The 14,538-nt window shown below is 73.0% G+C and carries 11 protein-coding genes; 9 read left to right on the forward strand and 2 right to left on the reverse strand.

Annotated elements, in window-relative coordinates; all coding sequences use genetic code 11:
* Positions 1–11: 11 nt before the first annotated feature.
* Positions 12–1,199 carry a PucR family transcriptional regulator gene (locus ACF08F_RS32815; protein WP_392302172.1) on the reverse strand — a complete coding sequence of 396 codons (1,188 nt, stop codon included), beginning with the start codon at positions 1,197–1,199 and terminating at the stop codon, positions 12–14.
* 87 nt (positions 1,200–1,286) lie between these two features.
* Positions 1,287–1,469 carry a hypothetical protein gene (locus ACF08F_RS32820; protein WP_392302173.1) on the reverse strand — a complete coding sequence of 61 codons (183 nt, stop codon included), beginning with the start codon at positions 1,467–1,469 and terminating at the stop codon, positions 1,287–1,289.
* Positions 1,470–1,697: 228 nt separating this feature from the next.
* On the opposite strand from ACF08F_RS32820, the gene ACF08F_RS32825 reads away from it, so the two are divergent.
* From ACF08F_RS32825 to ACF08F_RS32865, 9 genes are all read left to right on the forward strand, one after another.
* Positions 1,698–2,654, forward strand: coding sequence for a DUF3068 domain-containing protein (locus ACF08F_RS32825; RefSeq protein WP_392302174.1), 957 nt, complete (start codon positions 1,698–1,700; stop codon positions 2,652–2,654).
* 292 nt (positions 2,655–2,946) lie between these two features.
* A complete protein-coding gene (locus tag ACF08F_RS32830; protein WP_392302175.1) occupies positions 2,947–4,173 on the forward strand; it encodes a glycosyltransferase family 4 protein in 1,227 nt (408 codons plus the stop codon).
* Positions 4,174–4,237: 64 nt separating this feature from the next.
* The gene (locus tag ACF08F_RS32835; protein ID WP_392302257.1) at positions 4,238–4,915 is read left to right on the forward strand and encodes a class I SAM-dependent methyltransferase; all 678 of its coding nucleotides are present in this window, start codon (positions 4,238–4,240) and stop codon (positions 4,913–4,915) included.
* A gap of 22 nt (positions 4,916–4,937) precedes the next feature.
* Complete coding sequence (locus ACF08F_RS32840) at positions 4,938–9,221, forward strand: alpha-(1->3)-arabinofuranosyltransferase family protein (protein ID WP_392302176.1); 4,284 nt, start codon at positions 4,938–4,940, stop codon at positions 9,219–9,221.
* 80 nt (positions 9,222–9,301) lie between these two features.
* Positions 9,302–10,792, forward strand: coding sequence for a condensation protein (locus ACF08F_RS32845; RefSeq protein WP_392302177.1), 1,491 nt, complete (start codon positions 9,302–9,304; stop codon positions 10,790–10,792).
* Entirely contained in the window at positions 10,789–11,580 is a 792-nt protein-coding gene (locus ACF08F_RS32850; RefSeq protein WP_392302178.1) for a class I SAM-dependent methyltransferase, read from the forward strand. The genes ACF08F_RS32845 and ACF08F_RS32850 overlap by 4 nt, the downstream gene beginning before the upstream one ends.
* 3 nt (positions 11,581–11,583) lie before the next feature.
* Positions 11,584–12,489 carry a DMT family transporter gene (locus ACF08F_RS32855; protein ID WP_392302179.1) on the forward strand — a complete coding sequence of 302 codons (906 nt, stop codon included), beginning with the start codon at positions 11,584–11,586 and terminating at the stop codon, positions 12,487–12,489.
* Positions 12,486–12,695: a Trm112 family protein gene (locus ACF08F_RS32860; protein WP_392302180.1), complete on the forward strand. Its 210-nt coding sequence runs from the start codon at positions 12,486–12,488 to the stop codon at positions 12,693–12,695. Before ACF08F_RS32855 ends, ACF08F_RS32860 begins: the two co-directional genes overlap by 4 nt.
* Before the next feature lie 285 nt (positions 12,696–12,980).
* Entirely contained in the window at positions 12,981–14,459 is a 1,479-nt protein-coding gene (locus tag ACF08F_RS32865) for a sugar transferase (protein ID WP_392302181.1), read from the forward strand.
* Positions 14,460–14,538 lie beyond the last annotated feature (79 nt).

Here is a 14,538-nt window from a genome sequence, read left to right on the forward strand (position 1 = left end):
ATGACGGCTCGTCACTCCGGGGGCGGGAGGAGGTCTCCGCGCAGCCGGCGGGTGCGGAGCACCAGCTCCAGTTCGAAGCGCAGGTCCGGGTCGTCCAGGTCGTCGCCCCACAACTCCCGGAGCTGGCGCAGCCGGTAGCGCACGGTCTGCGGGTGGACGCCGAGCCGGGCGGCCACCTCCGGGGCGCCGCCCCGGGTCTCCAACCAGGCCAGCAGCGTCTCCGCCAGGCGGTGGGCGTGGGCAGGCCCGCCGGACTCGTCGAGCGCCGCCAGCCGCCGCCGTGCCAGGTCGTCGATCAACTCGCCCGCGGGCAGCAGCACCAGGGCCTCGGCGTGCTCGGCGCAGTGCAGGAGCCGCCCGCGCGGCAGGACGCCCTGCTCGATCATCCCGACGGCGGCCTCGGCCCAGCGCAGTGAGGTGGCGGCCTCGGCGACGGGAACCGACGGGCCGAGCGCGCCCGACCAGCCGGCGACCGCCCGGTGCAGCAACTCCACGCGTCCGGGGGCGTCCATGTCCGGTACGACCAGCCGTGGCCGCTCGCCCTCCATGTCGAGCAGCACCTCGTCGCCCACGGCCGGGGCGACGGCTTCCTCGGCGGGCCGGAGCAGCACCGCCACCGCCACCTTCTCCGGGAGCTGCCAGCCCAGATGGGCCGCGCGGTCGGCGAGTTGGGCGGACGGGTCGGAGCGGTGCTCGGAGAGCATGAGGTCGACGAGGAGCCGTTGCAGGCGCAGTCTCTCCCCGGCCTGGCGGGCGACGGCCTCGGCGTAGCCGCGTACCGACTGGGCGACCATCACGTCGAGGTACTCGAAGGCGGACTCGGCGAGTTCGTACATGGCGGAGGGCGGGATGTCGACCTGCTGGCCGACCTCCGCCATGCGCCGCCAGGACAGGCGCACGCCCAGCCGGTAGATCTCCTGCAGCGAGTCCAGGCTGCGCCCCTGCGAGACCTCGCCGCGGCCGAAGTCCTGGAACAGCTCGGACAGGGCCATCGGCCGGTCCGAGCCCGTGGTCATCTGCTCCACGAAGAGCTCCAGGGCGTGCCGGATGGCCACCAGCGCCTTCGGTTCTCCGGACTCGTCGGGGATGAGCACGAGCCCCGGATGTTCCCGCCTGATCTCGGCGAGGATGTCCTGGGCCAGTTCGGGGACCTCCGCCAGGGCGCGGTCGGCGAACAGCTTGATCCGTTCCCGTGGCACGTCGTGCCACGCTGACGAGGCTTGCACAGCGCCGCTCCTGGATGTCCGGTCCCCACGGGCTCGATCGGTCGCCCTGACAGGCACAAACTAGCCCGCACCGGAGCCCGACGAGGCGGAAGGCCCCTGGGCGGGCGGGTCGGGGAATGTGACGAGCGGCACGTTCTGCGGCTCGGGCGTGGCTTCGAGGGCGGCGACGATCCCGAAGGCGGCACCCGTGGCCAGTACGGCGGCGGCGACGCAGGTCAGGAGGACGGCGAGCAGTCTGGACATGAGGATGATCGGCCTCTCAGTCGATGAGGTCTGTCACCCAGCGCGCCGGCCCGGTCCGGCGCGGTCAGTATGCGAGGCACATTGACAGGTGGTCAAGCTCCACCTAATTTCGCCCTGCACAGCAGTTACTCCCGGGTAAGACGTCCATCGCCCCGGCCGGCTGTGATCCGCGCGGCCTTCCGTGCGGCCCCGACCTCTCACGTATCGCGTCCGTATCGGAGTACCCGCATGCGTCGCTCAGTCTCGCCTTTCTCCCTGATCCTGCTGGGTACCGGTGTCTTCCTGCTGGTGCTCACCCAACTGCTCGCCTGGTACGTGGAGCCGCGTGCCAAACGGACGCCGACCGACACGCTCTCCACGACCGTCTTCGAGGGTCAGGGCAGCTATTTCGACACCGGGACCGTCTCCACGGTGGACGACCAGAAGCTCACCGTCACCCGCAAGGTGGTGGGGGACGTCGCCGGCAGCGAGCGCAGCGGGAACGCGGTCTGGGACGTCTCGACCCAGATCGACACGCCGAAGACGCTGCCGCTGGCCGACCCGCGGAAGTCCCTGCAGTGGACCACCGAACGCTGGGTGACCGACCGCCGGACGAACCGTCCGGTGCACTGCTGCGACGAGAAGCCCTCGTTCGAGGGCGAGGCCTACCTGAAGTTCCCGTTCGACGTCGAGAAGCGCACCTACACCTGGTGGGACAGCAGCCTGGGTGCCACGGTGCCGTTGAAGTTCGACCAGGTCACCCGGGTCGAGGGGCACGAGGGCTACCGCTTCGTCGGCTCCGTCGAGGCCACCGCCACGGGCACGCGTCTGGTGCCCGCCGTGCTGGTCGGGAGCAAGCAGCCGGGCCAGGTGGCGGCCGAGGAGTGGTACGCGAACGCGCGGATCGAGCTGACCGTGGACCCGCGCACGGGCCGGATCATGAACGCGCTCATCGCGCCGACGAAGACGCTGCGGGCCCCGGGTTCGCAGAAGGACGCGGTCACCCTGCTGGCCAGCGAGGGGCTGCGGTTCACCGACGCGACCCGGCGTGAGCAGGTGAAGCTGGCCGAGGCGGACAGCAGCCGGCTGAAGCTCCTGGGCGAGACCGCGCCCCTGGGCGGCGGGGTCGTCGGCGGTCTGCTGATCATCGTCGGCGCCGTGCTGACGCTGCGGGGCGGCCGACGGCCGCAACACTCACCGGAGTGAGGAAACGGCGCTGCGAAACGGATCGAATTTATCAGCAGCGTGAGTAGCTGGAACGAATGCTTGAACGAACACTGACGTTACCGCTTAGTAAGGCGTCAGTGCTTCCTGTGGACGGGTCTCCCACCCCAGGAGACCCGACATATCCGCAGCACCCCTCAGCACCTTCACCACCCGCACCACCCGCACCACCCGTGACCACCGCAGCACCGAGCCAGCCCAGCGCTTCATCCCCGGAAGCCCGGCACCACCCTCACCCGCCTGCCTCTCGCAGCCGCCGAGTTGGAGCACCTCTATGCCCCAGCGCGCGTCCGCCCTGGCCCCCGGCCAGAAGGACCCTCTTTCCGTCCCCGCCCAAGCCCGTACCGGCGACCGCGTCGCCGACCCGCTCACCGCGGACCCGCACCTCGCGTCCTCCGCGACGCCCCTGCCGCACCGGATCACCTTCCTCGCCCGCCGCGACCTGGCCAACCGGGCCGCCGGCGGCTCGGAACTGCTCATCGACCGGATCGCCGACGGTCTGACCGCCGACGGCCATGACGTCACCCTCGTGTGCGGCGGCCCGCCCGCGGCCCGCGACTACCGGGTGGTGTCGGCGGGAGGCGACGCCGGGCACTTCCTGCGCGCCAAGGCGACCTTCGCCCGCGAGGTCGGCGACTGCGACCTGCTGGTCGAAGTCTGCAACGGCATGCCGTACCTGGCACCGCTGTGGCACCGCGGACCGACGTTGTGCCTGGTCAACCACGTACACACGGACCTCTGGCAGATGCGCTACCCGGGCCCCGCGGCCCGGCTGGGCCGTCGGCTGGAGCACTGGGCGCTGGCCGGCACCCACCGAGACAACCTGATGGTGGCCGTCTCCGAGTCGACCGCCGCGGAGCTGCGCGGCATCGGCGTCGCGGCGGACCGCATCCGGATCGTCAACAACGGCGTCGAGGAGCCCGGCCCCCTGCTGCCCGAGGCGAAGGAACCGCTGTTCCTGGCCGTCGGCCGGCTCGTGGAGTACAAGCGGATCGATCTGCTCCTCAGGCTCTGGGAACGGGTCCGCCCCGTCACCGGAGGCCGGCTCGTCATCGTCGGCGACGGCCCCGAGCGGGAGCGCCTCGAAGCCATGGCCGGCCCCTCCGTGACCTTCGCCGGCCGGGTCTCGGACGCCGAGAAGCACCGCCTGATGTGCGAGGCGTGGCTCCTCCTGCACCCCTCCCTCGTCGAGGGCTGGGGACTTGTCGTCACCGAGGCAGCCGCCCGGGCCACGCCCGCGATCGGCTTCGACATCCCCGGTCTGTGCGACTCCGTCGAGGACGGGGTGACCGGGGTGCTCGCCAAGGGCGAGAGCTCCTTCGCGGCCGCGTGGTGCGCCCTGACCCTCAGTGCCGAACGGCGCGCGGCCATGGGCCGTGCCGCCGCGCAGCGCGCGAAGCGGTTCCGCTGGAGCGCGACGGTCCGTCAGTTCCAGGCGGTCGCCGCCGAGGCCACGGCGCGGGCCGTGGCCCGTGGAGGCGGCGGGAGCCGCCGTGCCTGAGACCACCGAACGCCCCTTCAAGGACCCGTCGTTGAAGCGCTCGACCGCCCTCTTCCGGGCGTTCATGCGCGAACAGCACGACCCGGCACGGTGCTACACGCTGCTGGCCCGCGACTCGGTCGCGCAGGTCGCACGCCATGTCGACCTGCCCGGCAAGATCGTCGTCGACGTCGGCGGCGGCAGCGGCCACTTCACCGAGGAGTTCCGTCGCCGCGGCGCGGAGTGCTACCTCTTCGAGCCCGACCCGCGGGAGCTCGGCGCCCGCGGCCCGGTCAGCGAGGACGCGGTGCTCGCCGACGGGTACCTGCTGCCGCTCGCCGACGGGGCGGCGGACGTGTGCTTCTCGTCCAACGTCCTGGAGCACGTGTCGGACCCGCAGACCTTCATCAGCGAGATGGCGCGGGTCACCCGCCCCGGTGGGCTGATCTACCTGTCGTTCACCAACTGGCTCTCCCCCTGGGGCGGTCACGAGACCGCGCCGTGGCACTACCTCGGTGCCGACCGGGCCCGGCGGCGCTACGAGCGGCGCACCGGCCGCGCGGCCAAGCACACGCTCGGCGAGAACCTCTTCCCCGTCCACATCGGTCCCACCCTTCGGCACGTCCGCGGCCGCGACGACGTCCAGGTCGTCACGGCGCGGTCACGTTACTGGCCGTTCCTCGCGAGCACGATCACCCGGGTCCCGGGTCTGCGCGAGATCGCCACCTGGAATCTGCTGCTGATTCTCAGGCGAAGCCCATGAGCATGCGAAGCGAGGAACGGTCATGACCACTACCGTCCAGACACCCACCTGGGTGCCGCAGCCCGGCCCGGCGCCCTCCGCGTCGGGCGAGCCGCGTGGACGACGCCTGCTGTTCGGCTTCTGGGCCGCCGTACTGCTGGCGTTCCTCGCGGTGTCACCAGGGAAGATGACGTTCGAGACCAAACTGGGGGTCGCCCTCGACCCCTGGCGCTTCCTCGGCGACCTCGGTTCGCTGTGGAACGGCAACGTGGGTCTCGGCGGCATCGCCAACCAGTACGTCGGCTACGCCTTCCCGGCACTGCCCTACTACGCGCTCGCCGACCTGCTCCAGCTGCCGGTCTGGCTGGCCGAGCGGCTCTGGCTGTCGCTGATCGTGACCGCCGCGTTCTGGGGAGCGCTCAGGCTCGCCGAGCGTCTGCGCGTGGGTAAGCCCGCGTCGCGGGTGATCGGTGCGGTCGTCTACGCGCTCTGGCCCACGTTCACCATCGTCGTCGGGTCGACCTCGGCGGCCGCGCTGCCGGGCGCCCTGCTGCCCTGGGTGCTGCTCCCGCTGACCTCCGCGACGCTGAGCCCCCGGACGGCCGCCGCGCGTTCGGCCCTGCTCATCCCCTTCATGGGCGGCGTGAACGCGGCCTCGACGCTGGCCGCGCTGCTGCCGGTGGGTCTGTACCTGCTCAGCCGCCCGGCCGGTCCGCGCCGGCGCGCGCTGCTGGGCTGGTGGATTCCGGGCGTCGTACTGGCCACCGTGTGGTGGGTGGTGCCGCTGCTGCTGCTCGGCATGCACGGCGAGAACTTCATGCCGTTCGTCGAGCAGTCCGACACCACCACGGCCACCATGTCCGCGACCGAGCTGCTGCGCGGAGCGGGCAACTGGGTGGCCTACCTGAACTTCGGTGAGCCGTGGCTGCCGGCCGGCTGGACCGTCGCGACCTCCGTCGTCACCGTCCTCGGTTCGGCGTTCGCCGCGGCCCTGGGCCTGGCGGGCCTGGCCCGGCGGGACCTGCCGGAGCGCCGCTGGCTGCTGCTGACCGTCCTGTCCGTCGTCCTGATCGTGCTCGCCGGGTACGGCGGTGCCTTCGGCGCGCCGTTCCACGGTGCCGTGCAGGAGTGGCTGAACGGGACGCTGAAGCCGTTCCGCAACATCTACAAGTTCCAGCCGGGTCTGGCCCTCGCGCTCGCCCTCGGACTGGCCCACCTGACCGCCGTACTGGCCGAGAACCGGGGCACCCGCGCGCTGCGTGGCCGCCGCTGGGTGCCCGCGACCGCGGCCGTGCTCGTCCTGCCCGGTCTGGCGCTCCCGTACGTCAACGGCTCGATCCTCCAGCCCGGCGCGTTCGACAAGCTGCCGACGCACTGGGAGAAGGCCGCCGGCTGGCTCAAGGACAACGCCCCGAACAGCCGCGCCCTGGTCGTCCCGGCGACCGCGCACGGCATCTACACCTGGGGCTCCCCCATCGACCAGCCCTTCGACGTGCTGGCCGAGACCCCGTGGGCGCAGCGTGACTTCGTCCCCTTCGGCACTCCCGGCGCACGGCGCATGACGGACGCCGTCGAGCAGGCGCTGCTGTCCGGGACGGAGGTGCCGGGTCTCCAGGCGTACCTGGCACGGGCCGGCATGCACGAGGTGGTCGTCCGCAACGACCTCGACCCCGACCAGATCGGCTACGTCCCGCCGCAGACGGTGAAGCGGACCCTGGAGTCGTCCGGCTACCGCAAGGTGACCGGGTTCGGCCCGCTGGTGACCGGCGGGCGCATCGCCGCCGACACCCCGCTCCAGGTGCAGGGACTGTTCCCGCGGCTCCAGGCCGTGGAGATCTACGAGCCGGCCGGCCGGTCCGGGCGGCCCGACCGGGTCGGTGTCTCGGCCGTGGCCGACACGGCCGTGGTCAGCGGCGGACCCGAGTCGCTGCTCCAGCTGTCCGCCGATCCCTCGATGACGGACCGGCCGGCCGTACTGGCCGGGGACAAGCTGCCCAAGGGCGTCGTCGCGCCGGTCGAGGCGGTCGCGGACGGGCTGCGCCGCGCCGACACCCGCTTCGGCCTGGTCAACAACAACACCTCGTACACGTACACCGCGGACGAGCGCAACCACTCCGGCAGCATGCAGAACCCGGGCGAGCAGCCCAAGCAGATCCTGCCGTCGGAGGGCACCGACCACCAGACGACGGCGGTGCTGCGCGGCGCCACGTCGGTGACGGCCTCCAGCAGCGGCAACTGGCTTTTCCACCTGCCGCAGTTCGACCCGGTGAACGCCTTCGACGGCAACCCCGACACGGCATGGGCCGAGGGCAGCCCGGGCGAGCCGGTCGGCCAGTGGCTCCGGGTGGACTTCTCCGGGCCGACCGACATCCCGGCCTCCGTGCAGCTCACCCCGCTGCCGGGCGACGCCCTGCGCGCGGCGCCCACGCAGGTGCGGATCGAGACCGACCGCGGTTCGGCCGACAGCCCGCTGCGGACCGACGGGCGGCCGCAGACCGTCAAGGCCCCCGCCGGCGAGGCCTCCTGGATGAAGATCACCGTCCTCGCGGCGCAGCAGGCGCGGCCGGGCCTGGCCGGGGCCGGGTTCTCCGAGGTGTCGATCCCGGACGTGCAGGTGACGCGTCTGCTGGCGCTGCCCGCCGACGCCAAGCGCACCGACGCGGCGGCGACCGTCTACTCGCTGCACCGGGGCACGGACGCGGGCGGCCTGTCGCCCTCCTCGGCCGAGGTGGGACTGCACCGCCGGTTCACCACCGGGGAGGCGGGCGAGTACAAGGTGTCGGCGCGAGCCGTCGCCGTGCCCGGCGGCCCCCTGGACCGGCTGCTCGACCGTGCGGCCCCCGGGTCGAAGAACCGGCTGACGGCGTCCGTGGACTCCGTGACGGTCAACGGCACCTCGCTCGGCGCGCGCAACCTGGTCGACGGTGATCTGACGACCTCCTGGATCGCGGGCGACCGGCCGGTCGTCCACCTGAGCTGGCCCGCGAAGACGAAGATCGACGAGATCGTCCTCGCGGCGGCGGGCGGGGTGTCCACCCGGCCCGAGCAGGTGATGATCAGCTCTCCGAACGGTGCCGCGGTGGCCGACGTGGACGAGAACGGACGCGTCCGCTTCCCGGCGATCGAGACGGACCGAATCGACATCACCATCAGCCGGGTCGCCCCGCTCACCGTCCACAACCCGGTGGCCGACGCGCAGTTGCAGCTGCCGGTCGGACTGAGCGAGGTGCACGTCCCCGCGCTGGCCGAACTGCGGGTGCCGCGGCCCAAGGCCGACGCGCGGTTCTCGCTGGCCTGTGGCGAGGGTCCGGACCTCGCCGTGGGCGGTGTCCTGCACAAGACGAAGGCCTCCGGGCTCGTCCGGGACCTCACCGAGCGCCGCCCCGTCACCGTCACCCTCTGCGCGGGTGAGGAGAAGGACGGCACCCTGGAGCTCCCCGCCGGCGACCACGAGGTGGAGGCGGCCGACGCCGGACCGCTGGCGATCACCGACGTCACGCTGACCGAGGGCGCTCCGCGGGCCCTGACCGGGGCGGCGGGCCGCGAGGCCACCGTCACCCGGTGGGCCGACGACAGCCGGACCGTCAAGATCTCGGAGGGCTCCGAGGCCGTCTACCTGCGGACCTTCGAGAACGCCAACGACGGCTGGACGGCCACCCTGAACGGCAAGGAGCTGGAGCCGGTGCGCCTCGACGGCTGGCAGCAGGCCTGGGTCGTCCCGGCCGGCGCCTCCGGCACCGTGACCATGGAGTTCGAGCCCTCCGGTACGTACCGGGCGGCCCTGATCGGCGGTGCGTTCGCGCTCGTGGCCCTGGCCGCGCTGGCCTTCGTGGGCCGCCGCCGGGGCGGCGAGGCCGACGGGACGGGTGAGGAACTGCCCGAGCCCGCGGCTCCCGGGATGCTCCTCGGAACGCTGGCGCTGACCGCGGTCGTCGCGGTGGTGGCGGGACCGCTGGCCCTCGTCGTGCCCGCACTGGCCGTGGCGGCCAGGTTCCGCCCGGCCGTGCTCGTGCCGACCGCGGCGGCGGCGATGGCCGGAGCCGGCCTCGTCGCGGCCTTCGGCGCCGGCGAGCCGGTCGCCGCCGGGGCGGGTGCCTTCAGCGGTCTCGCGCAGGTCCTCGCCCTGGTGGCCGTCTCCGCCGCGCTGGTGACGGCGGTCCGTCCGGGGGCCGAGGCCGCCGGACGGGAGGAGCACGGAGGAGGTGACGCCCCGGGCGTCGGACGGGTGGTCTCGACCGGCCCGGCGGCGACCGCGGCGGGTGGCACCGACGACTGGTACCTGCCCGAGCAGCCGCGTCGCCGGCCGGACGACGGCGACCCTTCGTGACGGGTCCGCGGGCAGCCGCCGGGAGGGGTGCCTCCACCCCTCCCGGCGGGGCCCTGATCCCCTTTCCGACCGTCGACGAGGTGTCGCGGCACTGCCTCGACGCCGACGAGCCGGAGAGCGTGCACATCGAGGTCCATCTGCCCGGACGGCTGGACCCGGACCGGCTGCGGGCCGCCTTCCGGCAGGCGCTCCTGGCGCACCCCAGGGCGCTGATGCGGGAGGTGCCCGGCCGGCTGCACCGGCGGTCCTTCGCGTGGGAGCTGACCGGTGCGCCGGACGGCGAACCGGTCGGCTTCGCGGACCGCGGTCCCGACGCCCTGGCGCGGGCCCGTGCCCGCGCGCTGGACGTCTGCCCGCCGCTCACCCTGTCGCCGCCGATGCGCCTGGAGGCGGTCGAGCAGGGCGGGACCGAGGCCTTCGCCGAGGACGGGGCCTGGGCCTACGCCGAGGACGGAGCCGAGGCCTTCGCCGAGGACGGAGCTGGGGCCGCCGCGGAGGCCGGGGGCCGTACCGAGGCCGGAGACGCTACCGAGCACGAGGCGGGGAGCGAGACTCGGGCCGCGGTCCCGGGCGGGACCGGCACAGTGCTCCTGCTGACGCTGCATCACACGGCCCTCGACGCGCCGTCGGGGCTGCGGCTGCTCGCCACGACCGCCGAGCGGTACGCCGGTGGGGCGGCCCTCCCGGTCCCGGGGCGGGTCCGGCCCGCTCCCCCGGGTGCCGCTCCGGGCGGGACCGGCCGGACGGCACGTACGCGGCCCGTGCGGCTCGCGCCGGACTCCCGGCCCGTGGCGGAACGCGCCCGCACGGTGGGCAACGGCATGCTGCAGCTGGACCTCCCCGTGCCCGGGCGCGCGACGCCGGCCGACGGCCTCCCGCCCTGGACCGTCAACGACCAGCTGCTGGTCGCGACGGCCCTGACCGTGGGCCGCTGGAACGTCGCGCACGGCCGGCCCGCCGGTCCGGTCCGGCTCACGATGCCCGTCGACGACCGCCCGCGTGGCGCGGAGATGCCGATGGGCAACGGGACCCGGCTCGTCGAGGTGGACATGGCCGCCGAGGATCCGGGCGACACGGAGCTCCTGCTCGGTGAGCGGCCGGACCCGGCGGCCGTGGACCGGCTGCTGCGCACCACCGCTCGGCGCACCCGCGCGCTGACCTCGGTCCGGGGCGCCCCGATGGGGGCCGGGGCCGATCTGCTGACCGCGCCGGTGCTGCCGGTCGGCGTCCGCGGCGTGCTCACCCGTGGCGCTCGGCGGGCGGCGGCGTCCTGGACGTCGACGGCGCTGGTCACCAACATCGGGCGCGTGCCGTACGCGCTGGACTTCGGCGACGCCGGCCGGGCGACGGCCGTGTGGTTCTCCGCGCCCGCGCGGATGCCGCGCGGACTGAGCGTGGCGGCGGCCTCCACCGGCGGGCGCCTGCACATCTCGGTGCGCTGGTCACGGGCGCTGCTCGGGGACGCGGCCGGCGCCGAACTGGCGGGCCTGTTCGAGGAGTCGCTGGCGGCCGTGGACCCGGCAGCCGACGCAGCCCGCTCCACCCAGGACAACCACAAGAGGCCGTCATGACCTTCTCAGCCACCGGCTCGACAGAGACCGGGACGTCGCCCCGGCCGGGGACCTCTCCGGACCGGCCGGTCCCCGGGCTGCGGGACTTCTACGAGAACCCGTCCGTTCCCGTCGCCTCCGGCGAGGCCCGTACGCTGCGCCAGGCCCGGATGCTGGCCGACGCGCTCGGCCCCGTGGGGCCCGGCCGGCCGGCCGCGACCGTGCTCGACGTGGGCTGCGGCGACGGCTCGGCGGGCGCGATCGCCGCCGAGGTCCTCGGCGGGCACCGTGTCGTGGGGATCGACTGGTCGCAGGACGCGCTGCGCCGGGCGGCGCCCCGGCTGAGCCATGTCGTGCGCGGCGAACTGACCGGGAGCGGGCTGCCGTTCGCCTCGGACAGCGCCGACGCCGTGCTGTTCAGCGAGGTCGTCGAGCATCTCGTCGACCCCGACAGCGCCCTCGACGAACTGCGCAGGGTGCTGCGGCCCGGCGGGCACCTGATGCTCTCGACGCCGAACCTCGCTGCCTGGTACAACCGCGTCCTGCTGCTCGCCGGAGTCCAGCCGGTGTTCTCCGAGGTGAGCCTGCGCCGCATCCACGGCAGGCCCGGCAGCGAGGTCGTGGGGCATCTGCGGCTGTACACGGCCCGTGCGCTGCGCGAGTTCGTGGCGGCGTCCGGCTTCGAGGTGGTGAAGGTCGCCGGCGCGCCGTTCCACGGGGTGCCGCGCCCGCTCCGCCCGCTCGACCGGCTGGCCTGCGGGCTGCCTTCCCTCTCCTCCATCCTCCTCGTCCACGCGAGGAAGGTGTAGCCCGTGGTGTGGGGGGTGGCCTTCGCTCTGGTGGCGAACGTCCTGTACAGCACGGGCTTCGTCCTGGAGAAGCGGGCGCTGGCCGACATGCCCCCGCTGAGCGCCGCACGGCCGGGCCGGGCCCTGCTCCTGCTGCTCGGCAGGCCCTTGTGGCTCTGCGGGGCGGTGGCCCTGGGCCTGGGTTTCGCCGCGCAGCTGGCCGTCTACCGCACCCTTCCGATCGCCGCCGCCCAGGGCCTGTTCCTGTCCGGTCTCGTGCTGCTGCTCGTGCTCTCCTCGGCGGTGCTCGGCGAGCGCCCCTCCGGCCGCGAGCGGCGGGCGGTCGCCGTCATCGGTCTGGCGCTGGTGATGGTGGTGTCCTCGCTGTACGGGACGGCCGAGGAGATCAGCCACAGCGCGCCCTCGGGCCGGCTGCTGGCCCTGTGCGTGCCGGCGCTCGCGGCCGGCCTCGCGCTCTACGCCGCCGCGGAGCGGCGTGCCCGCCGGCGCCACCGGCAGCCGACGACCGGGGTGGCCTACGCGGTCGCGGTCGGGCTGATCTACGGCGTCAGCTCACTCGCCATCAAGGGCGTCTCCGGGCACCTGGACACCTCGGACCTCGTGGGCTCGGCGCCGGGCCTGCTCGCCACCCCTTATCCGTACCTCCTGCTGGTGACGGGGGTCAGCGGTCTCGTGCTGTCGCAGACCGCCCTGCAGCGCTGCCGGGCGTCGCTGATCGTCCCCGTCTGCTCCACGGTGTCCTGCGTGTTCACCGTCGTGAGCGGCACGATCGCGTTCGACGAGCCGCTGCCCGACGACTGGGTGCGGCTGTTACTGCGTCTCGGCGGGACCGTCCTCGCGGTGACGGTCCTCCTCACCCTTCCGCGACACGAAACGAACACACCCGATCCCGAAGGAACCCGGCCATGAAGCCTGACAGCCCGCTGCTGAAGATCCTCGCCTGTCCGCTCGACAAGGGGCCGCTGATCCTCGACGAGGGCCTGAGCGCGCTCTACAACCCCCGCCTGCGCCGCCACTATCCGATCGTGGACGGCATTCCGCAGCTGCTTCCCTCCTCGGGCGTATCCGCCGGAATTTCCGATTCCGATGTTCCGGTAGCGGACAGTGGCGCATAAGTACCCGTAGCTGATCGGCCACCGACACCTATCGATGGATCAAGCCACAAAGGTTGGCCACAAATTTCACACATTCCCTCTTCATACTGACCCCCGATGCTCTAGATTGACCGTGCTTCGGCAGTTCGGACCTGAGTCGACCACTCACGATCAATTGATCCGGCGCTACGAAAAGCGGCAGCCACAGCCCTGAGACAGCTGGGACGCCCTGCCCTGGGGAGGGGTGGGGCCTTCGAGCGGGGCTGTCGGACGTACTCGTCGAACCACTGGGACCTGGGGGGTTCTGTGCGGCAAGGGGGATTAGTCGGCCCGTTACCGTCGGCGCGCGAGCGTCTGACGAACGGGTCGATCGGCGGACCCGCGATCGACTGGGAGCAGCGGTACCGACGTGCCGTGATCATGAGCGATGCCGTGGCCACCGCCGTGGTGGTGGCGTCGATCGGCGAATTCTTCGGCGCGCGGGACGCGGCCGACTGGCACGAGAAGTGGGGAATTCTCGCATTCGGCACCCAGCTCCTCGTCCTGGGGGCGCTCGCGGTGAACCGGGCGTGGGCACCGGCGCATCTCGGCCAGGGTGCGGAGGAATTCCGCCGACTGGGCCGTTCCCTGTTCATGGCGACGGTGGTATTGGCGCTCGGCGGAATCGCGCTGACCTCGCGCAACATCAAACTCTGGATCTTCGTCGCGATCCCCACGATCGCGGTCATCATCATGACGACGCGCTATCTGCTGCGTCTCTGGCTGCACAAGCAACGCAACGAGGGACGGTGTCTGCGCCCGGTGCTCGCCGCCGGGAGTCCGGACACCGTGCACGACCTCATCACCCGGACCCGCAAGTTCCCGCACCTCGGCTGGCGGGTGGACGCGGTCTGCACGACGGACGGTCTCGGCCCCGACGGTGACCATGTGGACGGAGTGCCGGTCGTCGGCCGGCTGACGGACGTCGCCAACCACATCCGCCGCGACGGCTACCGCGTCCTCGCGCTCACCCCGGACCCGCACTGGTCACCCCACCGGCTCCAGCGGCTGGCGTGGAACCTGGAGGGCAGCGACGCGGAGATGGTCGTCGCCCCCGTGCTGATGGAGGTGGCCGGCCCCCGGCTGCACGTCGACGCGGTGCTCGGGATCCCGCTGCTGCGGGTCAGCATGCCGACCTTCACGGGTGGCCGCCGGGCGATCAAGGGAGTCGTCGACCGGCTGGGCGCGGCGCTCCTGCTCCTGCTCTTCGCGCCGCTGATGCTGGTCGTCGGGCTGCTCGTGGCGGTGGAGAGCCGGGGCGGGGCGGTCTACCGCCAGCGCCGGGTCGGCAAGGACGGCCGTGAGTTCACCATCCTGAAGTTCCGGACCATGGTCGCCGGGGCCCACGGGGCGCGGGCCGAGCTGGCCGACGACAACGAGGGCGCCGGCCCGCTGTTCAAGCTCCGCCGGGACCCGCGGGTGACCCGGGTGGGCGGGGTGCTGCGCCGGTACTCGATCGACGAGCTCCCGCAGCTCTTCAACGTGCTCACCGGCTCGATGTCGCTAGTCGGCCCGAGGCCTCCGCTGCCGGAGGAGTCCGCCGCGTACGGCCCGGACATCCGGCGGAGGCTGCTGGTCAAGCCGGGGCTGACCGGCCTGTGGCAGATCAGCGGACGGAGCGACCTGCCGTGGGAGGAGGCCGTCCGGCTCGACCTGCGGTACGTGGAGGACTGGTCGCTCGCCCTGGACACGGTGATCTTGTGGAAGACGCTGCGCGCGGTGCTCTACGGCCAGGGGGCCTATTGATGCGCGGGGAACTGCGGATGCGTACGGCCGGTGTGCGGTTCGCGGGCGGGGAGTGCCCGCCCGGGGGGAGGAACGGGCA

This window comes from Streptomyces sp. NPDC015130, assembly GCF_043080005.1.
Classification (GTDB): Bacteria; Actinomycetota; Actinomycetes; order Streptomycetales; family Streptomycetaceae; genus Streptomyces.

Bases quoted from the DNA above. Each gene is read 5' to 3' on its own strand.
- ACF08F_RS32850 (WP_392302178.1), top strand. From the start codon at position 10,789: ATGACCTTCTCAGCCACCGGCTCGACAGAGACCGGGACGTCGCCCCGG.
- ACF08F_RS32835 (WP_392302257.1), top strand. From the start codon at position 4,238: ATGCGCGAACAGCACGACCCGGCACGGTGCTACACGCTGCTGGCCCGC.
- ACF08F_RS32825 (WP_392302174.1), top strand. From the start codon at position 1,698: ATGCGTCGCTCAGTCTCGCCTTTCTCCCTGATCCTGCTGGGTACCGGT.
- ACF08F_RS32860 (WP_392302180.1), top strand. From the start codon at position 12,486: ATGAAGCCTGACAGCCCGCTGCTGAAGATCCTCGCCTGTCCGCTCGAC.
- ACF08F_RS32820 (WP_392302173.1), bottom strand. From the start codon at position 1,469: ATGTCCAGACTGCTCGCCGTCCTCCTGACCTGCGTCGCCGCCGCCGTA.
- ACF08F_RS32840 (WP_392302176.1), top strand. From the start codon at position 4,938: ATGACCACTACCGTCCAGACACCCACCTGGGTGCCGCAGCCCGGCCCG.
- ACF08F_RS32830 (WP_392302175.1), top strand. From the start codon at position 2,947: ATGCCCCAGCGCGCGTCCGCCCTGGCCCCCGGCCAGAAGGACCCTCTT.